Below are 22,639 nucleotides of genomic sequence, written 5' to 3'. Positions count from 1 at the left end.
GGGTGGTCAATGGAGCAGAATGGAATGGAGATCACGGCCGAAGCGGCCGCCGTTGGCATAGGTGTCGGCAGGCGTCGGCGTTTGCACCGATGCCGGCGCGGGCTGGCTGTCGAGCCCCTTGTCGAGGATGGTTTTGACGGTGCGGTACTTCGGACTCGCGAACACAAGGGCCCGCTCGCAGGCGGCGTCAAGACGCGCGTCGCCATACTTCTCGCGCATGCGCACGATGCCCTGTGCGCCGCGCAGGTTCACCAGCACCTTGTCGTTGAACAGCGCGAGGATCACCGCGTGGCAGGCCGGACCGATTTCCTTCGCGCGCGCCATGCACCACTGCGGATCGTGTTCGAGCCAGGCCTGTGCCTCTGGCGGCTGGTGATCGCGTACCGTCTGGCGATCGCCGGGCTTGCGCAACCGCGGATGGGTCGCGACGAGTTGGTGCCGGTGGAATAGTTGCACGACGGTGTCGGTGGCTTTGAGCCACAGTTCCTTGCCGACCAGCGTGAACGGCACCGAGTACAGCACCTTCTTGTAGACGACGTGCCCGTCCGTATGGACCTTGACTTCGCTCCAGACGGCCAGCACCGGCGGCACGTCAGGCAGCGTGGTGAGCAGCGGCTTCTCGACGGCGAAGCGCGCGAGCGGCTGTTCACGGGTCGTGCCGTGCTCGCGCGTGCCCGCCTGTTGCATCACCCAGTCGCGCAGTTGCCGGTTGGCGTCAGTCAGATCGCGGAATTCGCGCAGCGGCACAAAGGATTTCTTGACGTATTTCACGCCCGATTTAACGATTCCTTTTTTCTGCGGGTCATGCGGCGGACAGGCGTCGATCCGGAATCCGTATCCCTCGGCAAGCGAGGCGTACGAACGCTGGACCTCGGGGCTGTACATGCAGGCTTTGGTGATCGCGCACTTTGCGTTGTCGATGATCACGCGGCCTGGACAGCCGCCCAGCCATTCGAAGGCACGCCGGTGACAGGCCAGCCAGGTTTCGACTGTCTGGTCCAGCACGATCTCGGCGTACTGATGCCGCGACCACGCCAACGTCATCACGAAGATCCACGTCTTGAGCGGAATACCAGACTCGTGCGTGAGCACCGGCCCGGCGCCGAAGTCGACCTGCACAGCATCGGCCGGGGCAAACTCAAGGATCGTCGTCGCCCTGACGCCGCGCTCGGCCTTCAGATTCAGCAGCATACGGCGCACCGCCGAATAGCTGCCCGCGTAGCCGTGGTTGCGTTTGAGCGCGTTGTGAATCGTCGTGCCCTGCACGTCGGCGTCGAACCAGCCTCGTACCAGATCGCGGAATGGCTCGAGCGTGGAAATGCGGCTGCGTGGCACCTTGGGGTCGCGCCCAAAGATGCCGGCCAGCTCAGCGTCATCCGGCAAGGGCCGCCCGGGATCAAGCCAGCCGTGAGCGAGCGCGACCTGCCGTACGGTCTTCAGCTTCCCGCGTCCCATCAGGTGCGCGCCGGCAATGTCGCGGTCGGAATCGCCCTGACGCATGCGCGCCAGAACCTGTCGATACTCAAACACTTCGAACCTCCTGTTACTCATCGGCCCTCCGGGCAAAGACGCCGAAGGTACCGGGTTACGGAAATTCGAAATGCGTTTCGGGCTAGCACCCGGCGTGACAACGAGCCTGCAGCGTGGCTCGATTACGCCGATCCTGAGGTGGCTCCAATACGCCGATCATCGAGTGGCCCGACTGCGCCGATCATGCACTGGCTCGATTACGCCGATCCCGGAATGGCCCGATTACGCCGATCCGTGACACGGCCCGAACATTCCTCATACCGCACGGCATGTGGAACGTCATACCACTTTAAAAACATATGTCGCACCCCGGCTCACCACGAAACGAGACGCGTTGTTCGGATCGCTGAATGGGCTCCGCGCACAACCTCCTGTTGTTTCAAGTTTTGCGCAGCAGCCGTAGATTCTGCGGAGCCCCCAGCCCACGCAAAAAACCCGGCCGCTGGCTGCGTTTGCTACTGACTCAGGCCTGCGCGCACCCCGTTCGGACCCAGGTGCAATAGGGATTGATCACGGGAAGGGCAAGACCAGTTTGCTGCGTCATTGACGTTGCCTGATCCCGAGTAGGCAGCCTTTGCGGGGAAAGGACAAAGGGGCATTGTCCTTTGAACGCTCGCAGCCGGGTCATCGTTCGCATACTTGGTCGCCAGAATGCTGTCGGGCGCTTTTCCGCCCTCCACCCATTGATCGAGGGCGGTAAGCGCGTCAAAGCTGTTTGGACCAGAGCCGCCTACGCAGTGCTGCATCTCCGGTACGGGGAAAAACCGAACGGTCTTCTTCAAATTTTCGTACCCCCCGTTTACACCTGCAAGACTCTTGTAGATTTCGACCTTATCGAAAGGGTTCAAGACAGCATCAGCGAAGCCATCGTAGATGATTAGCTTCCTTCCCTTACCAATGAAGCTGGCGAGTTGAGACGGATTCGTCAGCGATCCACCTTTTACTGCGGAGAACAATTGTTGGCTGACAGCAGAGTTGACTACGTTCCCATTGATGAAAGCAGGGTCAGTCATATTGAAGGTCGGCTGATGGAAGCCCAACATCGCTACAACCCCATAGGCGAGTTGCCAATCCACCGGCTGGGTTGTTATGGAACCGCCCGACCAGGGGAGATAGCCGTTCGCATTCGCAACAACCAGATCGTTCACGGTGTGCGCGCCAAGTCCCAGAATGTTGGAGCTTGGTCCGTTGGAACTTGGCGAGATTACGTTTAAGCCGGACACCGAACCGCCGTGAGCAATGACATTTCCTGCGTCGTCTTTCACCGCTGTGAAATAGTCGTTGAGAGCCGCTGCTTGGGCTGCGGTTAATGTTCCATCGTTGACAAGGGACGTCGCATCGAAGTTACATGCCGACGGGTTTTGAATGAGCCCATCGCTTACCCCGTCAGCCGCGTCGCATTGCTTGAGAATCGCGGCGTTGATGGCGTCAAACTTGTCGTTGGGAATCGGCGCTGCCAGGAAAGACTTGAAATTGCGAACATTCCAGATACTTGTTGCCGCCTGGCTACTGTATGCATTTCCCGCTACGATCCCGTCGTAGTCGTCTGGATAGACGCTTGCCGCCATCAGTCCTTCTCGCCCCCCGCCAGAACAGCCCTGCATGTAGGAGAAACGTTCGTGCGACCCATAATACCCGCGAACGATCTGCTTCGCGGCGACACTCACTTGGTGATTCGCCCGATAGAAATAGTCCGTGACAGTTGCGTCGTTACGCGTTCCGTCAGACGAGACCGCAAAACTGCTGTCGAGGTTACCGACGAAGCCAGCGCCGTTACCCAGGTGGCCCGCGTCGCCAGCCGCAGTGGCGTAACCCTTGGTCAACTGTTCAGCCGATGCTGGCTGGACATTTCCGTCGAAACCGGCATTACCGTTGAAGAGAAATTTCTGATTCCAGTTTGCAGGGAGATAGACCGCGAAATTCGCATGCCCTTGAGGACCGCCATCTCCTTCCGTCACGACACTGCCCGTAACTTGACAATGTGCGGGCAGTGCGCCGGACGCAGGAATCTCCGTAGCCGCAGTTATTGTAACGTTGGAGACGTTGAGCGCCGAAATGCTCTTCGCGGTACAGGTCTGCGCGGTCACTGATGGAGGCTCTAAATCATCATCACCGCCGTGACATCCGCTTAGCGCCGTGGCGATAAAGGAAAAGGACGCTATTTGTGTCAGGACGCCGAGCGGGCGTCGCCAGTTCGCACGATGATTTGAGCATTTCATATGCATGTCTCCTGGTTGTGAGCGGTCAGTGCCGCTTCAGGCATTAGGAGACAAAGCGTCGTTAGTTATCTCTCAAAAACTTGCGGATTGGCACAATCTTGCTGTTGATATCGTCGTGGTAAACACCGACCGAAGGTGTAAGTTTCTAGTCAGATCATCAGCGTTGAATGCGAACATGGACACCTCGAAATTGCGGCGCTTCAACGTTGAGACCGGAGAGACCGAAGCATTCCAGTCTCAACGGCGGACATTGTGCAGTCCCGGCGCGTGGAATGGAATCGTCTTTGAACGCTGGCAGCATGCAGGCAAAGCGGAGGCATTGGATGAAACCATACTGCACGATCACGTCATAGCACTGAACCTCGGACAAGCAGCGGACTACGAGATCGCCTGGGAAGGAAATCCAATGCTGCGTCGGCGCTGCAACGGTGGGCAGTTTGCCCTGTTTCCGGCCCAGTTGCCGTATCGTGCTGTGAGGTACAGCGAGTGGGATGGAATTATCGTTGGAATCAACCGAACGTTGTTTGATGCTGCGATCCTTGGCTCCACGTCATTGGATCGGCTCCAACTAAGACCCTGTATTGCGGCCACAGATGGGCTCATACACCATCTTGTCCTCGCACTTCTCCAGGATGCAGTTGCCGACTGTCCCCAAGGCCCCGCATACGGCGAAAATCTCATCCTGACGCTTGCCGCGCAACTCTGCCGTGGGTTCGGCCAAGTCGATATTGAGCCGACTGCTCCAGCCCTCGGCATAACGCAGCTTCGGTCGGTACAAGATTATGTCGAAAGTAATCTTGAGCGCGCTATCCACCTTCAGGAGCTTGCGGAAATAACCGGCATGAGCCTGTATTGCTTTGCGCGCGCATTCAAGGCTGCCACGACATTCTCGCCCCACAAATACATCACACAAAGACGCCTAACGACCGCGAAGCGGCTCCTCGCTACGTCGAAGCTATCGCTGGTTGAGATTTCCCTGCGGTGCGGATTCAGCAGCCAGAGCCATTTCGGAAATTCATTCGCGCAGGAGGTGAAGCTTACCCCAGGCCAATACCGAAAATTGGCGAAAAACGGATAAAGAGATAACTGCTTCACCGGCTGCACCACACGAGCGAGTGTCCACACAGGGCGGCTCGCGTTTTTGTTTCTGCCGTGGCCGTCGCACTACTCTTTCGTCGGCGCGAACGTCACACCACCATCCCACTCAAGCGAAGCCGCCCCGTCGCATGATGCACAGATTACCGCTTCGCCTTCGTGCGAGTCGTCCGCAAAATAAAGCTGGCCGCGATAGCCGCACGCGGCGCAGCGGTAGACATACAAAACGAGCCCTTCGGCTCCCGGCGCAGCGTTTCGACCGTCCATAAATCCTTCCGAAAAGACTATTCTAGACCGCTGCTAGGGCCGTCAGCGGCTTCCGTGCATCAACCCTGCCGACATTGCGCGAGCGGCCCCTGGACCGTTTTATCGCGTCTGCCATGGGCGTGCATACGCTGTGCAATGTCCTGCGTGTCGTGCTGACGAGGAACCGCGATGTTTTTCAGCAGTGCGAGCAGCGAAGTCGTCAAAGAGGGCTTTTCGATATTCTAATCAACGAGGCTTGTCTGAGCGAGCGCTCGAAGCTCCACGGGACTATGCAATGACCTGTGTACACGCGATACCGGCCATATATTTCGCACTATGTCGGACGGCCGAAGTGGGTCGACTACGGAAGCTCGGCACCACGAGAGGACCGCGCGTCACCGACCGACGATGAACTTCCGGGTTCGGCCATGAGAAGTGGTCGCTTGAAAACATAGCTCGACTGTCCGCTTTTCGACGACATTCTGCGCATCCGCGCCTAGATTTAAGGCGCGATTCGGCCCAGCTGATTTCGCACCGAAGCGCCCCAGTTCGGCGCACCGAGGTCCACCGCGAGCCGAGGCGGCCGGGCCGGCAAGTCCTCCGCAACTTGCCAGAACGGCCCGCCGAGGCCGTAGCTTTCGGCGCGCAGTCGGTACACATCCTTGATCGCGATATAGGTCTCCTTGCTTTGCGGATGCGGCATTACGGCGAAGACGTTCGGGTTCATGTAGATGAGCTTGCCGGACCGGCTGATGCCCGTGATCAGTATCACATGCGCGCCGATGCCGAAGCGCGCCCAGCCGTAATCGCCCTCTGCTAGCACCGGGCCCGAGCGCAGCGCAAGCGACCACTCGTGCAGACCCGCCATCGGCGAGTCCAGTGCGGCGTTGGTCGCGAGGCCGTAATGGTCCGCGTGAAGGTAGATGTTACTGCCGGCATTGGCGCGAAACTCCTCCATCGCGCGGGCGCTGTGTGCCGTCTGGTTGCGTCCATAAATGTTGCTGTACTTGCAGTGCATCAGCATCTCGATGCACGTCAGCCAGCAACAGCTCTTCACGCCCTGAAACCGCCAGGAAACATGCCTGCCGATCACCATTGCCATATCAATCCTTTGCCTGTGTAAAGCCTGCGTTCTGCGTGGAGTGCGAAAGTTCAGACATCTTGAACGCCCTTAAACGGAACACCCGTCGGCCGGGAATATTCCGTCGATCGGCGCTTCACGGATCACATCGCTCATTCACCGGTTCGCGGAAAGGCTGCTGTAGACTCATTGTCGCCAGGCTTCGATCGGATTCTAAGCCTCGAGGAGATCGTACAAACACGGGATACGTAGGCGGACCGCATGTGTCGCGATCTAACCCACAGCGCCAGACGGAGAGTTGGATCCGACCCACCAGCCGCAGCGCGCACGTCTGTCTACCAATTCGCACTGATCGCCATTAAAAATCCAATATTTTCAACTAGTTGTGTGATCGCTTACCGCGGCGCAACCGTTTGGCACGCACTTTGCCTTGATCCTGATCGAGGCGTGGCGACACCCTCAAAACAGGCTCTGACGTTCCTGACTGACTAATTTCCCCGTGGAGAATCGAAATGAATACGCTGGTAATCAAAGACCTCGCCGTAGCCGTTGAGATGGACCGTATCGCAATGACCGCCGTCAGCGGCGGCAGGTTGCCGCAGCAGATCGTGAACATCATCCAGGCCGTTAACGACTATGCAAATGACTCTCCTACCCAGCACAGTTTTACTGGCAGTGGGACTTCTGTGACGTACTAACAGAAACACAGTGATTTCGTAGCTCAAGGTCCCTCCGAAGTTGGGATTTCGTTATAGCACTGCGGAGGGTGCGCGTCGGATACGCGGTGATGTCGGTCGCGCGGAACATGTCGTAGCCGACCTTCGTGGCGGTCTAGGTTGCGTGTGCACGATCTGCACCCATGGGCATTCGCCAGCGGCAAAGGTCGGGCCTTCCCGGTGGTGTCCAAAATGGAGAGACATGGCAAATGGATAGCGAACCTCAGCCCGCGCCCGAGAGCGCCGCGGCATCAGTCCGGTCATTGACCCCGGCGCCGGGATGGCACCCCTGGCAGGTCAAACTTCAGTGGGCGGTGCTCGTGCTCGCCACGGCACTTTGCCAGGCCTTGTCCGTGCATGAAGGCGTCGAGCTCTTTGTCATCGGTGCCATTTTTCTGGCGTCTGGCATATCCAGCATCGCGGGCTTCGCCTTCTCCGCAGTCTGCGGCGCAATGCTGTTCCATCTCTCTGCCGACCCGGTGCAGATCGTCCAGATCATGATTGTCTGCAGCATCGCGAACCAGACAGCAATGGTCTGGTCACTCAAACGGGATATCCAGTGGCGGGCGCTGGCTGTTTTCCTGGTCGGCGGCGTGGTCGGATTGCCCTTGGGCATCACCGTACTGCTCACGCTGGATCGTCACGTCTACACCCACGTGCTTGGCGTGTTCCTGATTCTCTATGGGTGCTACATGCTCGCGAGGCGGCCGCTGGTCATCCGGCGCCAGGCGAAGGCACTCGATGTGTTAGCGGGATTTCTCGGCGGCATCACGGGTGGCGCGGCTGGCTTTCCCGGAGCATTTGTGACCATCTGGTGCGGGTTCAAGGGGTGGAACAAGGACCGCCAGCGTGCCATGTATCAGCCGTTTATCCTGATCACGCAGGTCGCCGCGCTCGCTGCAATCAGTCTCTTGCGACACTCCGCCGGCAAGACCGGTTTCGCCCCAGCCATTCTGCTCTGTATACCCGGGTCGCTGCTCGGAACCGCGATCGGCATGACGCTCTATAAACGGCTGTCGGACAATCATTTCGCACGGGTCGTGAACCTGCTGTTGATTGTCTCGGGGATCAGCTATTTTGGATAACTAGACGAATTCTGGCTGACCACCGTGATCGAAGGCAGGCCGATTTAGGGCGCCCGTGCGGTTTGAACGAAGAAACACCTTGACGAAAATACATGATGGACGAACAAACAACGGTCCATGGCGTCATGCAAGGGTCGCGGCTTCAATGATCCACATCCCATGGTTGCATCGTAGGCGACCATTCGGTGAGCGAACTCAAGTTTGTGGGAGTGCCCGCCATACAGGCCGAAAATCCGTCGGCCTGTAAGAGCCTGTGAATGACCGGTTGAACCTTGGAAGCGGCCGTATTGATCGCGCTGAGTCGACGGTCCGTAGTGGGTCGCAAGTACTCGTTCGCTTTCCGCGGGACAAGTCATTCCCGACCACCGACCTGTGAATGACGGGAAAGCGCCCCAAACCCGTCTGACCGGCACCGATGCTCGAATGACGGCTCAGGCCGAATTTTTGTCATTGAGCGAGAGTACCGGGTGACTGCCGGACTCTGATGCCCGGCGTCTGACCTCTCGCGTCGCGACGGGCGGCAGTGGGTCCGGCGCCCGCCTGATCAGTCCGGAGAAGAGCGGGATACCCGCGTCGTCCCTGCGTTCCGGCGCCCCCAAAGAAAAAGTCCGCGCGCGGCGGGCCGGAATCCATGCGGAGACATGGAGGAGACGGCTTAGGTATGAACCCTGGCTCGATCTTCTGCACGCCCGAGGGTGAAAGACCGTGTCACGGACCCGGCCCCCACGCCACGGCCGGGGAGGGCGCGCCGCGCCGGGGACGGGGAGTGTCTGTGCGCCCCGGCAGGCCGGCGAGGGCGGGGGCGGGCTGGCGGCGATAACCGGCGTTATCGCCGCCAGCGGGCGGCGGGGGGCCTTGTCGACGCGGAACGGAGGCAGAGAACCGTCCCCTGCGGAACCCAACTCAACTGGTGGTGCTCCCAGAATTTGGTCCGACAGCGTCCCTTGTGAGGGGTGGACTGCAAGTCGGTTGGCATATAGCGACACTCGTAGGTCGACTCACCCTCACGGCAGGAGACGCGTTCACACGCGAGGCGGCGAGGAATGGTCCACCTTCACGCACGCTTCCAGTCGCTTGCGGGCCGCCACGTGTCGGACGATGTGCGCGTCCGTTTCTCATTGATCGTTACGTCTGCCTAACCATTCGCTAGAACAAAATTCAATCCGCCTTGGTCTTAGTGACTCACGGGGTCATGCGATGGGGTTGTGCGCAGATCTCGTGAAGCAGTCGAAATTACCGGGAGCCGCCTTGGTAAGAGAGTGCCGACACGTTTTATCAGAAACACGTTTTGAATGGGTGAGGCCGCGGCGTCATCTGAGTGTGCGTGTCTCGCAAAGACGTCAGCACACTGTCTCGGCCACGCGAGCTTGACATCTCGTCATGAACAAGTTCGCTATCAATAGCAGGCTTGAATGTGGCGAAATCGCGGCATTCAAAGATATCTGCAGCCCGGCGCCAACAGGTGGGCGTCCGGGAGGCTCTCACAGTTGCCGGGTAGAAACATGTTCTAGCGAGCAGAGCAGGATTTTCTAATTAGCGTCCAAGGTGCAGAGCAGCAACCGCCTGCCCGGTGGACAGGGGTCCTTCACCACTTCCGCGCTTAGACCGATCTAGCGTCGACCGTGGAATTGCGTAACTTTGGAAGACGCAGATGGCCCCTCCAAGCTGGCCAGTTTTGCCTGCAGGTCGGCGTTCTCCATGGTTAGTTCGAGTATCTTCGTGTCGGCTTCAACCAGCAGCGACGCTGCGCGATCCCGCTGGGCTTCGATCTCTTTGATTCTCAGATTCAGGTCGCGATTTTCGCGCCGTTGGGTGAGAACTATCTGCCGTTGCGGCTGTGGTTTGTGCTGCGGATGGTCTCTAATCCAGCGCTGTATCTCGCTGATCAGAGCGGGATATCGCGCTTTACGAAGCGCGGACGGATCGCGGCCTGCTTCTCTTGCCACGTTGTTCTGCGTAACCGGGGTACCTCCGGGCAGCGTTTTTGGGACGCCATCTTTCAACCGACTGAATGCCCGACGAAATTCCGCTTCGGCGGACTCAGACGTATTGACGTCACTCTTCATTGAGGATTCCAAGCGCATTCTCCGCAGCAAGTTTCTGTGCATTGAGTGAGTCGTGGAGTGGTGAACCGGCAGGTGTGTCGGCCAATCTCTCGTCCAACACCTCGACGATCTTGGATATAAAAGGCCTCTGCTCTTGATCGAAGAAGGCATCATTGCACGGGCCGCGGCCGTCTCCTCCCCCACAACGGATGATGTTATCGATGCCCCCGTACTCGCATGGACCGCGACGTGTGCAGACCCCAAGCAGTGTCTGTCGGCAGGCTACTTGGCCGGATTTTCCCGCTGCCACAAGCTTCTTCGCATCGTTAGGGTCGATGAATCGCAGAATTTCTGCTTTTCGCTCCGGTCCGTAGGGACTGCGGAAGCGATCGGTGAACAGACGCGCGATTTCCTTACCCATCATCTCATACATTGTACGAATATACTCTTTTCGTGCGGACTCGTTCAGATGTACGTGAGAATATCCCTGCCCATAAAAGAGAGACATGGCGCGGGTTGCATGTTTTGCCTGATACTGCATCGACGAATCTGAGACGACTCCTGATGCCTGCATGTTTACCATGCCGGTGCGTCGCAGTTGGTGATATGCAAGTGGCCAGATTTCCCCCACCTGGAACTTCTTGCCATCGAGCGTAGGGGTCACAAGCTTGGCAATCTGCAGATCGCTTTCAGTGATGCGCAAAACATCAGAATCAAAAAGGTTCGGGCATGATCTGATCACTGCACGATATCCCGCTAGCGGCGAGCGCACGCTGATGGGTACGTCGCAGTTATCGTGCCCCCATGGTTCGTACGTACGTTGGAGTAAAGTAGGATTACTGATTTCGTAGGATTCTTCCAGAACATCAGGATAGCCTTCAGCGGCTCCTATTCTTAGTCGCGTAACGGCCTTTGCCGCGTTGATTGAAACTTCGACGGAGGGCGAGGCCACCCATCGGGCGTCGCTATCTTCTACGGTCTTGGTTGTAGCTCCTCTGATTAGATAAATCGAACCAAACGATGGGTCATGCTCTATCAGCAAGCAGTCAGCGCGCAAAGAGGCGACCTCAGATTTCCGCATCAGCGAAAAATTGAGGATATATATGAGACCGATTTTGCTGACGTTGGTTAAATAGCTCGAAAATATGCTGATCCTGGCATTATCGAGAGAAACACCTGGTGGCATACACCACCGTTGCAAAAGTGCATCAATGCCGAACCGTTTGGCGACATCAGAGAAGCGCCCGTGATATGTCCCGAGCCTATTGCGATCTCGCGAAAAAGGCGGGTTACATTGTTGTCGGTTGCCGGAACATACCGCATGGAGCGAACCAAAGTTTTCTATATAGGCGTTAAGGCAGAAGCGATAGCATTCCTCGATTTTTTTCTGATGCGCAAGGAAGTCATCGAGGAAAGTCCGCAGGCGTAGCAACTGGTAAGTCCAAATGCGAGGCGGGATATATGGCGTTTGTTGATTCTCGTGGTCCGGCAGGTCCGCGGCTAGGCGCCGCAAAGCCTCTCGATCCAGCAGGGTGAAACCGATCTCTTCCCGGCGCTCAAACAGCGTATGAAGTAGCACAAACGACGCTTCCGCACGCGCCGGATTTAACACGGCGGAGATTTTATCGATGACGGCTGGAAATCGGAACAGTGCGGATGCAAGAATGCCTTCTTGCGAACACAGAACAAAAATCGGCTTCAGGAGCTTAACATCGTGATAGATCGTGATAGGTTTTTTGACCTCGCGGCCACGGAACAATATCCACGCCGTAACCTGGCGCAGGAGTCGGGCGTTCTCAGGAGATACCACTCCTGCCCCCGTACGTTGGGGGCCATCACCAAATCTTAACGTGAGCGGATGGCCGTGCCACGGCGACATGTCCCAACTTGTATCTCCGTACCTGCTGACGACCTTCTGATGTCGGTCGATAATAATTGGGAAATCGTCAGATGGCGGCCATGTAGATGGCCGAAAATTTGGGCTCGATGGGACGATTAGCGTCGAATCCACCATGAGTCGCAACCTGCTGGTATCTGCGCTCATTTGCGAATCTCCGTCAGTTGGATGAATCCGTCCCACGCGGGGTGAAACACCCCTTCATCGATCCGCGTCAGGGCTTCGTTGACCCATTGTGCGTGCCGCGAATCGATTGAACGGAGCGCATCAAGTTTGGCACCTATTCTGCTAATCACTAGCGCCGCAGGGTGCGGGTCTTGCCGTTTGTTTGGCGGGCGGTATTTCGAGAGTTCCAGCGATTTCAGATAACGGTAGCTCGCGAGCGACCACACATAGTTCTCCTCGTCGAGATCGCGTTGGTGCTGACAGAACAGGCAACCCGCGGGGCTTACGCAGTCAGGTCGCGGTGCCCCGGACGGTGCGTTTGGCAAGGGTTCCGGGCTTTGGTCAATACATGCTCCCGGGCCCGGCGGTACGATGGTTGGATCGGATATGGAATGAAAATGGCTGATCTCGACCGCAGCAAGTTGGTGATTGGGATCTTCGTAGGTTCTCAACAGCGTCTCTTTGGCGTTCTGCGCCATCTCCGCCGTCACCTCTGGATCCTGCGTGCGCCGAAGGAGCCAGTTCGTGCGCGTCTTCCGGAGGACCTGAGGACCGCAGTAACGGATACCCAGAGTTTTGCACCGTTTTTTACAGCCTGAAAAGCAATTAAAACTGGTTCCTGAGTGCGGTCCGCTTGCCACCGCGGAAATAGCCGATCGTCGTTCGGGAACATCATTTGAAGCCAAACTAGATAGCGTTCAAGATGCTCACGATATTCTCGATAGATTTCGAACTCAACTTCGCCCTTGCGTCTGTCCTTGTAAATGCGACGGACTTGGTAGCCATCGAGGTGACTGGCATAGACAAAGCGCCCAAGTTTCAGCGTACGAGCTTGGGCGAGATTCATTCCCGTGCAGGCCATAAATATTAGCAACTCAGCTTCAATCCTGAGGTTTGCTAAGGGATGTCGGTTTTTGAGGGGATCATCCGGGTCTAGTTTCCTTCTTTCGACCGACCGGCGTTGATCGAAAGTCCCGAGGGCTAAGAATCTTGCACTATCCAGTGGTAGATATCCACACCACTCCTCAAGCAACTGCCCTGTCCGGAACCGAACCCGTACGGGCAACTGACCTCGAATCGTTTCGACTGTCAGTGCGTCCGTCAGATCGAGCAACATGTGGCCAAATGAAAACGCCTCGGAAATGTTTTGTTTATCGGCTTCCGTGCCCAAAACACGCTTCCGACGAGTCGACTCTCGAAGCCGAATTCGACTTTGCCCCAACAATGTGACAGGAGTGTCTGATAGCTTATCGAACACGCGTCCTACAACAGCCGCATACTTATAAAAAGCCCGGTGGCCCAGTTTGCCCGCAGCGCGTTGCAGCAACAGATACTCAGTCCAGTCGAGAAAATCGCTCCGTGCTGACGTGAGGGTAGGCGACCTTTCCACTTCGTCTGCCCAACGGTAAAAAACCCGAAGACAATAAATTGAATCCTGGACCGTGCGCTGGGATGTCCCGTTCGCAAGTTCATCCTGTAATGCTTGATGAAGTGCCACGATCATGGGCAACCGTTTAAAATCGATAGCCCCAAGCAATCGCTTGTCGATTCGGCTAAAGGCGCGCGTTGTCAGCTTCGCCGCGTTCGGATAGAGCATATAGTGGAGAACCCACGGAATCTGCCGCTCCGTAAAATTTGCGCCTGGAAAGGTCAGGTCAGGGATTCTCCGCTTGTACATCGTTCTTCTCCTGACGTGCACTTAGCAACCCAAGGAATTCCCGATCGAATGCGTTGCCAACTTCTTCCTTGACTTTAGTTTTCTCGACAAATTTCACGTAATGCATGGCAGCGGATTCGTTCTTCTGAAGCAGTGTCTCCCTGATAATCCCAATGGCAAAGAGAGAACCTCCGAGCCGAATTGCTAGGCGCGCGAGTTCAGTGGCGAAGGTGCAACGGCTTTGATGAAAGTGAAAATCTCGCATCGAGACAAGGCCGTTTGCCGCTGCGTTCTTTCTGAATGCGGCCATCTCAACATTTATGGCATTGCTATTGTGAGATCCTCGTTGGCAATATGGATTGCCATACCGTGTCAGAAATACCAGATCTTTGTTAACTCCAGATGCCTTCACCTCCCGTTTCAGCCGTCGCACACTGGATGCATATTCCCGGATTCGATCGAGATGTGCCTCGCAGATCGGAATCTGCCCGGTAACGCCGAACTTGGTTGCGACCGGGGGGGCGGTCGCAGGACCAACGAAGAGTTGGTAGAAGCCTTGAGCATTGGGATTCGGCACTGCGTTTTCAAGCGTCTGAATCTTGAGATCAGCAATCGTCCCAATCCGCATGCCCGTAAAGAAACCGAGCGTTAACATTAGGAACAGTTCTTCAGAGGAATGTCTATCAGCGAACTCAAGAGCGGCGTCCCGGTCGATAGCCGAAATGGGAAGCAGTCCATCTTCAAGGCGTTCTCCTGGCATGCTCCGGTTAGGTATACTCAGATCGGTAGTTATGACACTGATGGTGCGCTCAAATCCGACGGGATCTTTTAGGTGAATGCCGACAATGCGCTCCTCCCACATTGGCCACGAAGTTGACAGCAAGCCGCAGTCTCGAAGCCACCGATAGAATTGAATCGCGACCTGCATCCGGTGCGATGTGGTCGACGGCGCAAGACCACCGGCTCTCCGAGATCGGATAAGTTCGCCCCGATAACGAACGAGGCAGCGTTTCGCTCGAAGCATCGGAAATTCCCACCAATCCGTGCCTGTCGACTCTAACCAGTTTGCGTATGCCAACAAGGCGCTTGCCCGGGATTGCACAGTTCGGATGTCGATCTCCCCGGTGGTTGCGGCCTCCAGTGCCCAGACATTGGCCTCTCGCCAAGGTGCGCCGCACTTCCAGAAGATCATCGGAAGGCGCATTTCTTCCTTCTTTTCTGGAAGTGGTGCCCAGCGAACGCCGGCGCTTTCCACCAATGCACGGTGTGGCTTGAACAAAATCGACTCGAGTCGCGCCATAGCGCCTCCGTCTACGTCACCCCGAGGTTCGGCATTTTTTACCCGTGCCGATGCACTTGATGTTGCTGCGTCCCTAGCCCGAGAACAACGGAGTCGGACTCGCCGGCAACACCCTCGCTAGTCAATCTTTGCGACGATGAAAAAAAATTCAAAAAGAAATCTCTCGCTCAAGGTCAGCTCGCATTCGGTTCTCGACAACCTCATGAACGGATCCGTTGGTTGGCGTTCCCCGTGTGCACAACTAAGCTGCCCACACCGCAAGGGTGTGGACAGCCGCCTGCGGCGGTTCCTCAGTTGTACACACTCGAGCCTGACGCGCGCCTGCGGCGCTTGTCCCACAGAGAAAATATTCACAACCGAACGGCCGGGTCTTCGGACGGTCGGGTTTAAGCGGTAGGTGGGTTCATGTCGATAGGTCAATACCCTGAACCTAATTTTGTGCGATGTCAATGCCCAGAACTAATGCGTGGCGCACGACACGCTCGTGACCTACAACTGGATGTTCGGACCGCAACGCGCGCGGCCGTGCCCGATGTGCACGTCGCTACTGAGCGCGTGGGACGGCGAAATGCCCGATATCCTGCAGCGCGTCGCGTTCGCGGTGATCGGCCGCTCGCCGGTCGACAGGCTCGTCGCGTTCAAGCAGGAGCGCGGCTGGCGGCATCTGCGGCTGTATTCGTCGGGCGGCAACACGTTCAATCGCGATTACGCGGCCGAAGATCCCGCCGGCGACGACCTTCCCGCGCTGAACGTATTCACGCGCACGGGCGGCGTCGTGCGGCACTTCTGGGCCGAGGAGATGGGGCCGTCGACGTCGGACCCCGGACAGGACCCGCGCGGCGCGCCCGATCCGATGCCGTTGTGGACGATCCTCGACATGACGCCGGGCGGCCGTGGCACCGACTGGTATCCGAAGCTGGCGTATTGAGCGGCGCTGCCATGGAGCGATCGAGCGCTACGAATGCGTCTGCGCCGCGTGGCTCTGGGCCAGCGCGGTCCACAGAAACGTGCCGACCGCGCTCGCCCGCATCGGCAGGCTGAACAGATAGCCCTGCACCGCGCGCGCGCCGAGCGCCTTCACGACCTGGGCCTGCAACGGCGTTTCGAGTCCTTCCACCACGCATTCGAGCCCGAGGTTGCGGCATAGGTCGATCACGGATTTGATGATCTTCTTCGAGGCGCTGTTGGTATCGACGTCGCTCACGAAGCTGCGGTCGATCTTGATCGCGTCGAATGGCAGCCGATGCACGTAGCTGAGGCTCGAATAGCCGGTGCCGAAATCGTCGAGCGACAGCCGGCAGCCGGCCTGCTTCAGCATCGTCATCGCGCTGTGCGCCTGCTCGAAATCGCGCGTCAACGCGGTTTCGGTCATTTCGAACGTCACGCGATGCGGCGACACGCCGCTTGCCGCGACAATGTCGATCAGGCGGCGCGCGCGCGCCGACGTCGAGATATCGATCGCGGACAGGTTGAACGACAGATACAGATCGGCGGGCCAGTGCGCGACCTCGGCGAGCGCCTGGCGCAGCAGCACGTCGGTGATGCCGAGGATCAGCTCGGTCCGCTCTGCAATCCGAATGAATTCCTCCGGCCTGACCATGCCGAGCCGCGCGTTGTGCCATCGACCGAGCGCTTCGAGGCCGATCGGCCGGCGCGTGAGCAGATCGTAGATCGGCTGGAACTCGAGAAACAGTTCCGCTTCGAGGTCCGCATGGCGCAGCTCCTGCGTGACGAGGCTTAGACGCCGCATCTGCGTTTCGTGTTCGGTCGAGAAAATCACCGGCATGCCGCGGCGGTTTTCCTTGCCGACGTAGAGCGCGGCGTCGGCGCGTTCGAACACCTGCGCGACCGTCGAGCCCGCGTCGGGAAACGCGGCCCAGCCGATCGTGCCCGACAGCTGCGCGACATTGTCGGCGACTTGATAAGGCTGGCTGAGCGCATCGCAGATACGCAGCCCCAACTCGACCAGCGCTTCGTTCGACACCTTGTGGCGCACGAGCACGCCGAATTCATCGCCGCCCAGACGCGCGAACATCAAGCCCGTTTCGCCGATCAACACGAGCCGCGTGCCGACTTCCTGCAGCACGAGGTCGCCGCTCGCGTGACCGTAAATGTCGTTGACCTGCTTGAAGCCGTCCAGATCGATGAGGCCGACGTTGAAGCCGCCACCGGTTTCGAGCGCCTGCTCCGATATCGCGCTCAGCGCCGCGAAGAAACTGCGCCGGTTCGGCAGGCCGGTCAGACTGTCGATGCTGGCGAGCCGGTAGTTGTCGTCGCTGAGCCGTTGGGTGTTGTGCTGGCTTGCCTGCAGTTCGCGTTGCGCGTGCACCGCGTCTGCAAAGGTGCGCCAGTAAAGCTGGATGACCGCCGCGAGCGCGACGCCGACCAGCGCCATGTCGACGGCCATCGCGAAGAACACCGGCGAGCCGCTCGACACGAGGAAGCCGGAGAAACTCAGGATGACGATGCAAAGCAGCAGAAGCGCGGGCTTGCGCAGATGGATCAGGCAGAACATGCTGCCGACCAGCGTCGTCGCCATATAGAACGCGACCTGCCCCTGCTGGTAGGCGGTGCCGTACGGAAACAGCAGCACCGACCAGCCGCTGAACGCGACGCCGAACACGCCGACGATCCATGTCACGCTGCGCAATTCGCGGACCGCCTGAGCGTCCGTCATCTTATGGTTGCGTTTGCGCCACCAGCGCACGCAGCGAAACACACACAGCGCGCCGAGCGTGCCGGGCACATACATCGACAGCCAGGCCGGTGCGCTGTCCAGATGCGTCGCCGCCACCGCCGCCGTGTTGACGAGCAGGATGAAGTAGAGAAGCGGTACCTGGCGGCGGAACGCGTGCAACTGCGCACGCATCAGCTCCCGGTCACCCTCGGCGACCGACAGTACCTTCTTCAATCTCGCAAGCCAAGCCATCGCCATCCCTTTAACGTTTGCGCGCTAAACGCAGCTGTTTATATCGGCGCGAGGCTGATTAACTTGAGCGCTCAAAGGGGTAACGGAGCATCGCAGTCAAGGGTCCGTGAACCCGGCTGCGCGCTTACGGATAGTCGGGCGGTAAGTACTACCTGGCGGCGCGTGTTGGCGGCGCTGGAACCAGACGTTTGTGCCGGATGCCGATCGCGAGACTCGAGCAAAAGGCGGCCTTCGCGCATGCTCAAAGCGTGGGGCACGACAGGACCCGCTGCGGCCGCATGGCGGTGCCGGGCTGGCCGGCCGGCGCGGGTGTGCCACGCGGCGCGGCCGAGACGAGCCGGACCGCGTCGGCGCCAGCATTCGCGAGCACGTATTTTTCCGGGCTGTCATCCGGCTGCCAGTACGCGCGAAACACGTTGCCGTCGCTGAACACGAGCAGCTTGCCGTGCACCGTTTTTCCGCCGCCAACGAAGTCGACCGGTTCGCCGTCGCGCAGCGAAAAGCTCTGCGCGGCGCTGGAGTTCGTCGCACCGATGAGGGTCGCGCACGCGTTGTCGTCGGCCGCGGCCGCCGCCGACGACAACGCGGCGAGCAGCGCGCATGTTGCAAAGTGGCGAATTCTCACTTCTTTATGTCTTGCCGAAAGTTAACTTGTGACATGTGCCGCAAATGGCGCGCCCGCGCATCGCGAAAAGGGCTATCGTCATCGGGAAGCCGGCGCGGGATCGCGTAACGCGACCTAAAGTACTGAAATTGCAACGGATTGTGATGCGCGGCGAATGCTCATAAGGTGGCGCGCGTGCATAAGCTCGCGATTCTTATGGCAGTTTGGGGCGCAAAAACGTCAAACCGGCGGCTCTGCCTTGATACAAGCCTTACACCAAGGGTTTGCGCGAAGGTGCGCCTATGCGTTAGTGTGTCGGTCCCGGCGCCTCAGAGGGCGCCGGTTCCATGATTACCATACGGGAAGTGCTATGAACAAACAGGAACTGATTGATGCAGTCGCCGCAGCGACGGGCGAAAGCAAAGCGGCAACCGGCCAGACCATCGACGCGATCGTCGAGGCAGTGACCAAGGCCGTGGTGAGCGGCGATACGGTGCAACTGGTCGGTTTCGGTTCGTTCTCGACCGGCGCGCGCGCGGCACGCGTGGGGCGCAATCCGTCGACGGGCGAAGAGATTCAGATCGCCGCGGCCAAGACGGTGAAGTTCACCGCAGGCAAGGCGTTCAAGGAAGCCGTCAACGCGTCGTAAGCAACGCGCTTCACGCCGGAGCATTCGCGATGCGCGCCGCAGCCCCGCTGTGAGGCGCGCGTGAGTGATGCGTCGGGCGTGAGGATCACGCGCTGCCCAACCCGGCCGGGCGATTCGCCGGCAACTGGTGCGGCGCGTGTGTCTGGCTCCTTGAGCCAGGCGTTCGTGGGCTCGACCGGCTTCGATCGAGTCTAAAGCGGACCCGCCGCGGCCATCGCGATCGGGCGGTCCGTGCGTTGCCCTGTCAGCCCGCGCGACGCTTGCGGGTTGCCTCGGCGAGCGTGGCGAGCACCGGTTCGGTCTGCGCCCAGCTCACGCAGGCATCCGTGATCGACACGCCGTAACGCAACGGCACACCGGCCTTCAGGTCCTGACGGCCTTCTTCCAGATGACTTTCGAGCATCACACCGATGATGCGGCGCTCGCGCTCCGACAGTTGCCGCGCGATATCGTCCGCGACCTCGATCTGCCGCAAGTGCGATTTGTTCGAGTTCGCATGCGAGCAGTCGATCATCACCTGCTCGCGCAGACCCGCTGAACTTAGCGTTTCACAGGTCGCCTGCACCGACGCGCTGTCGTAGTTCGGCCCTTTCTTGCCGCCGCGCAGGATCACGTGCGCGTCGTCGTTGCCGCGCGTTTCGAAGATCGCGGCCATGCCCATTTTCGTCATGCCCATGAACGCGTGGCTCGCACGCGCCGCGACGATCGCGTCGGCGGCGATCTGCACGCCGCCGTCGGTGCCGTTCTTGAAGCCGATCGGGCAGCTCAGTCCCGACGCGAGCTGACGATGACTCTGGCTCTCGGTCGTGCGCGCGCCGATCGCACCCCACGCGATCAGATCGGCGATGTATTGCGGGCTCAACAGGTCGAGAAACTCGGTCGCCGTGGGCAGGCCCAGACCGTTGATGTCGAGCAGCAATTGCCGGGCGAGACGCAGGCCTTCGTTGATGCGGAAGCTGCCGTCCAGACGCGGATCGTTGATGTAGCCTTTCCAGCCCACCGTCGTGCGCGGTTTCTCGAAGTACACGCGCATCACGATCAGCAGATCGTCCCGGTAGTGATCGGCGGCGGCCTTCAGCTTGCGCGCGTATTCGATCGCCTGGTCGTGGTCGTGAATCGAACAGGGGCCGACGATCAGCACGAGCCGGTCGTCGCGGCTGTGCAGAATGTCGGCGATTTCGACGCGAGTCTTCTCGACCAGCGACTGCACCGCGGGCGGCACCGGCAGTTCGTCCTGCAGCAGCGCGGGGGAAATCAGCGGACGGACCGCGCCGATGCGCACGTCGTCGATGCGCGTGGTGTCCTGGGTGGCGTCGGCCGAGCCGACTTCCTGATCGTGCAGGGGATTGTCGAGGGCGCTCAAGATGTTCTCCGCAATCGGTTGATGAGGCGGCCTTGCCGCCTGATTATGCGAGCGCCGCCGCGATGAGGGCGTGCGGGCGCCGCGTGGGTTTGACGTGGACCGTGCGGATTGGGTTACTGCGTGCCTCGGGCGAGGTTTGACGCAAGGTCTCGCGTCGGGCTTGACGCGAAGCCGACGCGACCGCGCACGGATGCGCTGGCGCGATTATGACACCCGCGCCGGCCTCATGGCAGGTGGACCGGCGGGCAGGCGGCGCGGCGGATTCAGAGCTTCTTGAGCAACGCCATCGCGGCGGCCGGATTGCGCTCCTTGAAGCCGCTGATCACATATAGATAGACGTCGCGCGTGGCGGCTTTCGCGGGCGGCTCCGCGCAGGTCTCGAGCTCGTCGGGCGTGATGCCCGCGGCGAGCTGGCGCGCGCGTTCGGCCCATGCGTCGAGCGCTTTCGTCGAATAGCCGTTGGCTTGCTTTTCGCTCGTGCCCATGATGCGCACGTAGACGAACGGCGCGGTGATGTCGGCGATCTGCGGATACTCGCTGTCGGCCGCGAGCACGACCGCGACCTTGTACTTGCGCGCCAGCGCGATGAGTTCCGGTGTCCTGAACGAATCGTGACGAACCTCGACCGCGTGCCGCAGCTTCTGTCCTTCGATGCTCGCGGGCAGCAGCTTCAGAAAGGCCTCGAAATCGTCGGCGTCGAATTTTTTGGTCGGCGCGAACTGCCAGTTGATGGGCCCGAGCTTCTGCTTGAGCAGCAGCACCCCGCTTGCGAAGAATCGCTCGATCGTGTCGCCGGCTTCGGCGAGCACCTTGCGGTTGGTCGCGTAACGCGGCGCCTTTAGCGAGAACACGAAATCGTCGGGCGTCTCCTGATACCACTTCTCATAGCTGGCCGGTTTCTGCAAACCGTAGAACGTGCCGTTGATTTCGATCGACGTCAGATGCCGGCTCGCATATTCGAGTTCGCGGCTTTGCGTCAGGTCTTCCGGATAAAACGGCCCGCGCCACGGCGCATAGGTCCAGCCGCCGATGCCGATGCGAATGCGTGCGGCGGACGTGGATCTGGACGACGTTTCGGTTGATTTTTTCGTTGGCGCTTTCTTTGCGGCTTTCGGTTTGTCGCCGCGTTCTTCGCCAGACTTCTCGCTTCGCTTGTTGCTTTCCTTCGCGCTTGTCGCTGCGGGCACTTGGGCTCTCCTTCGGGCTGCGGCGGGAAAGCTCGTAGACTAGCCGCTTTTCTCGCGGCGCGCGGCGCTGGCTTCGTCGAAACGACGGCTCGCTGCGGCCACTTCCACGCGAAAGCGCTGCAACGCGCCGAGTGCGAGGTCGGGCGGCGTCAGCGCGACCCACAGCACGTCGATCAACTGATCGGCGGTGGCGTCGATATCGATCTGCCGGTTCGTCAGCGTCGCGTCCCACAGCACATGCTCCATCGGGCCGAACACCATCGAGCGCAACAGGCGCAGCGGCATGTCGGAGCGAATCTCGCCGCTCTGCTGGCCTTGCGCGAGCACGCGCATCAACGGCGCGGTGTAGCGGCGCTGCAGTTCGGTCAGCGCTTCGCTCAGTTCGTGATGCCGCGTGCGGCCTTCGGACAGCACCAGCGCGCACAGATCGGTGCCATTCACGAGCATCAGCCGCAGATGCATGCGCACGATGAACGCGAACTGCTGGCGCACGTTGCCGTCGCGCGGCAGGCCCGCTTCGATCGCGTCGATGATCTCGTCGTACCAATCGCGGATGACACGAGCGCACAACTCGCGCTTGCCGCGAAAGTAGCTGAACACCGTCGCCTCGGAAACGCCCAGGCGCTGCGCGATTTCCGCGGTCGTCGCGCGTTCGTAGCCCTTTTCGGAGAACACGTCGCGCCCCGCCTGAAGAATCTCCTTCACGCGCTGCTGCGACTTGCGCCCGGCTGGCTGGCGACGCGAGACAGGTAATCCGGCCTTCTCGGCAACCGTCATATGAGTCAAATTCAGATTTGTGATGCGGATTGGGGCTCGAGCTGGCGTTTGAACGCTGCGTCTGTGCCAGATGAACGCGATCGTAGCACCGAAT

General features: G+C 59.5%; 17 protein-coding genes and 1 pseudogene. 5 read left to right on the top strand and 13 right to left on the bottom strand.

Features of this window, described 5'->3' with window-relative positions:
* Positions 1–6 precede the first annotated feature (6 nt).
* Together istA and OKW29_RS13720 are read right to left on the bottom strand one after the other, a co-directional pair.
* Positions 7–1,530, bottom strand: coding sequence for an IS21 family transposase (gene istA / locus OKW29_RS13725; RefSeq protein WP_429291444.1), 1,524 nt, complete (start codon positions 1,528–1,530; stop codon positions 7–9).
* Between the two features lie 455 nt (positions 1,531–1,985).
* Positions 1,986–3,749, bottom strand: coding sequence for a tannase/feruloyl esterase family alpha/beta hydrolase (locus tag OKW29_RS13720; RefSeq protein ID WP_429291443.1), 1,764 nt, complete (start codon positions 3,747–3,749; stop codon positions 1,986–1,988).
* A gap of 175 nt (positions 3,750–3,924) precedes the next feature.
* Between OKW29_RS13720 and OKW29_RS13715 the strand changes: the two genes are divergently transcribed.
* Positions 3,925–4,827 carry a helix-turn-helix domain-containing protein gene (locus tag OKW29_RS13715; protein WP_429291442.1) on the top strand — a complete coding sequence of 301 codons (903 nt, stop codon included), beginning with the start codon at positions 3,925–3,927 and terminating at the stop codon, positions 4,825–4,827.
* A 765-nt stretch (positions 4,828–5,592) separates the two neighbouring features.
* On the opposite strand, the gene OKW29_RS13710 is transcribed toward OKW29_RS13715, so the two are convergent.
* On the bottom strand, positions 5,593–6,192 hold the full coding sequence (locus OKW29_RS13710) for a papain-like cysteine protease family protein (protein ID WP_429291441.1): 600 nt from the start codon (positions 6,190–6,192) through the stop codon (positions 5,593–5,595).
* Positions 6,193–6,683: 491 nt separating this feature from the next.
* On the opposite strand from OKW29_RS13710, the gene OKW29_RS13705 reads away from it, so the two are divergent.
* Positions 6,684–6,869, top strand: coding sequence for a hypothetical protein (locus OKW29_RS13705; protein ID WP_429291440.1), 186 nt, complete (start codon positions 6,684–6,686; stop codon positions 6,867–6,869).
* 227 nt (positions 6,870–7,096) lie between these two features.
* Positions 7,097–7,972 (top strand): sulfite exporter TauE/SafE family protein, encoded by an 876-nt coding sequence (locus tag OKW29_RS13700; RefSeq protein ID WP_429291439.1) that lies wholly within the window; start codon positions 7,097–7,099, stop codon positions 7,970–7,972.
* Positions 7,973–9,582: 1,610 nt separating this feature from the next.
* Here OKW29_RS13700 and OKW29_RS13695 read toward each other — a convergent pair.
* Genes OKW29_RS13695 through OKW29_RS13675 form a run of 5 tightly spaced genes read right to left on the bottom strand, consistent with a single transcriptional unit; the run spans position 9,583 to position 15,036 of the window.
* Entirely contained in the window at positions 9,583–10,038 is a 456-nt protein-coding gene (locus OKW29_RS13695; protein WP_429291438.1) for a hypothetical protein, read from the bottom strand.
* Positions 10,028–12,061 carry a hypothetical protein gene (locus OKW29_RS13690; protein ID WP_429291437.1) on the bottom strand — a complete coding sequence of 678 codons (2,034 nt, stop codon included), beginning with the start codon at positions 12,059–12,061 and terminating at the stop codon, positions 10,028–10,030. The genes OKW29_RS13695 and OKW29_RS13690 overlap by 11 nt, the downstream gene beginning before the upstream one ends.
* A complete protein-coding gene (locus OKW29_RS13685; protein ID WP_429291436.1) occupies positions 12,058–12,570 on the bottom strand; it encodes a hypothetical protein in 513 nt (170 codons plus the stop codon). Before OKW29_RS13685 ends, OKW29_RS13690 begins: the two co-directional genes overlap by 4 nt.
* Positions 12,567–13,757: a hypothetical protein gene (locus OKW29_RS13680; RefSeq protein WP_429291435.1), complete on the bottom strand. Its 1,191-nt coding sequence runs from the start codon at positions 13,755–13,757 to the stop codon at positions 12,567–12,569. The genes OKW29_RS13685 and OKW29_RS13680 overlap by 4 nt, the downstream gene beginning before the upstream one ends.
* The gene (locus OKW29_RS13675) at positions 13,735–15,036 is read right to left on the bottom strand and encodes a site-specific integrase (RefSeq protein WP_429291434.1); all 1,302 of its coding nucleotides are present in this window, start codon (positions 15,034–15,036) and stop codon (positions 13,735–13,737) included. Before OKW29_RS13675 ends, OKW29_RS13680 begins: the two co-directional genes overlap by 23 nt.
* 469 nt (positions 15,037–15,505) lie before the next feature.
* Between OKW29_RS13675 and OKW29_RS13670 the strand changes: the two are divergent.
* Positions 15,506–15,964 (top strand): annotated as a pseudogene (locus OKW29_RS13670) (DUF899 family protein); the annotation flags it as partial.
* A 27-nt stretch (positions 15,965–15,991) separates the two neighbouring features.
* Here the strand turns inward: OKW29_RS13670 and OKW29_RS13665 are convergent.
* Positions 15,992–17,965, bottom strand: a complete 1,974-nt coding sequence (locus tag OKW29_RS13665; RefSeq protein WP_429291433.1) for a putative bifunctional diguanylate cyclase/phosphodiesterase — start codon at positions 17,963–17,965, stop codon at positions 15,992–15,994.
* A gap of 241 nt (positions 17,966–18,206) precedes the next feature.
* Positions 18,207–18,590 carry a hypothetical protein gene (locus OKW29_RS13660; RefSeq protein ID WP_429291432.1) on the bottom strand — a complete coding sequence of 128 codons (384 nt, stop codon included), beginning with the start codon at positions 18,588–18,590 and terminating at the stop codon, positions 18,207–18,209.
* A gap of 349 nt (positions 18,591–18,939) precedes the next feature.
* Between OKW29_RS13660 and OKW29_RS13655 the strand changes: the two genes are divergently transcribed.
* Positions 18,940–19,218 carry an HU family DNA-binding protein gene (locus tag OKW29_RS13655; protein WP_013092091.1) on the top strand — a complete coding sequence of 93 codons (279 nt, stop codon included), beginning with the start codon at positions 18,940–18,942 and terminating at the stop codon, positions 19,216–19,218.
* A gap of 244 nt (positions 19,219–19,462) precedes the next feature.
* Here the strand turns inward: OKW29_RS13655 and OKW29_RS13650 are convergent, their stop codons facing one another.
* From OKW29_RS13650 to OKW29_RS13640, 3 genes are all read right to left on the bottom strand, one after another.
* The gene (locus tag OKW29_RS13650) at positions 19,463–20,581 is read right to left on the bottom strand and encodes a 3-deoxy-7-phosphoheptulonate synthase (protein WP_429291431.1); all 1,119 of its coding nucleotides are present in this window, start codon (positions 20,579–20,581) and stop codon (positions 19,463–19,465) included.
* A 263-nt stretch (positions 20,582–20,844) separates the two neighbouring features.
* Positions 20,845–21,768, bottom strand: coding sequence for a DUF72 domain-containing protein (locus tag OKW29_RS13645; protein ID WP_429291430.1), 924 nt, complete (start codon positions 21,766–21,768; stop codon positions 20,845–20,847).
* A 39-nt stretch (positions 21,769–21,807) separates the two neighbouring features.
* Positions 21,808–22,545: a TetR/AcrR family transcriptional regulator gene (locus OKW29_RS13640; RefSeq protein WP_429291429.1), complete on the bottom strand. Its 738-nt coding sequence runs from the start codon at positions 22,543–22,545 to the stop codon at positions 21,808–21,810.
* Between the last annotated feature and the right edge of the window lie 94 nt (positions 22,546–22,639).

Source organism: Paraburkholderia sp. CI3 (assembly GCF_050436505.1).
In the GTDB taxonomy this organism is placed as follows: Bacteria; Pseudomonadota; Gammaproteobacteria; order Burkholderiales; family Burkholderiaceae; genus Paraburkholderia; species Paraburkholderia tuberum.
This window is presented reverse-complemented; position numbering and strand designations above follow the sequence as displayed.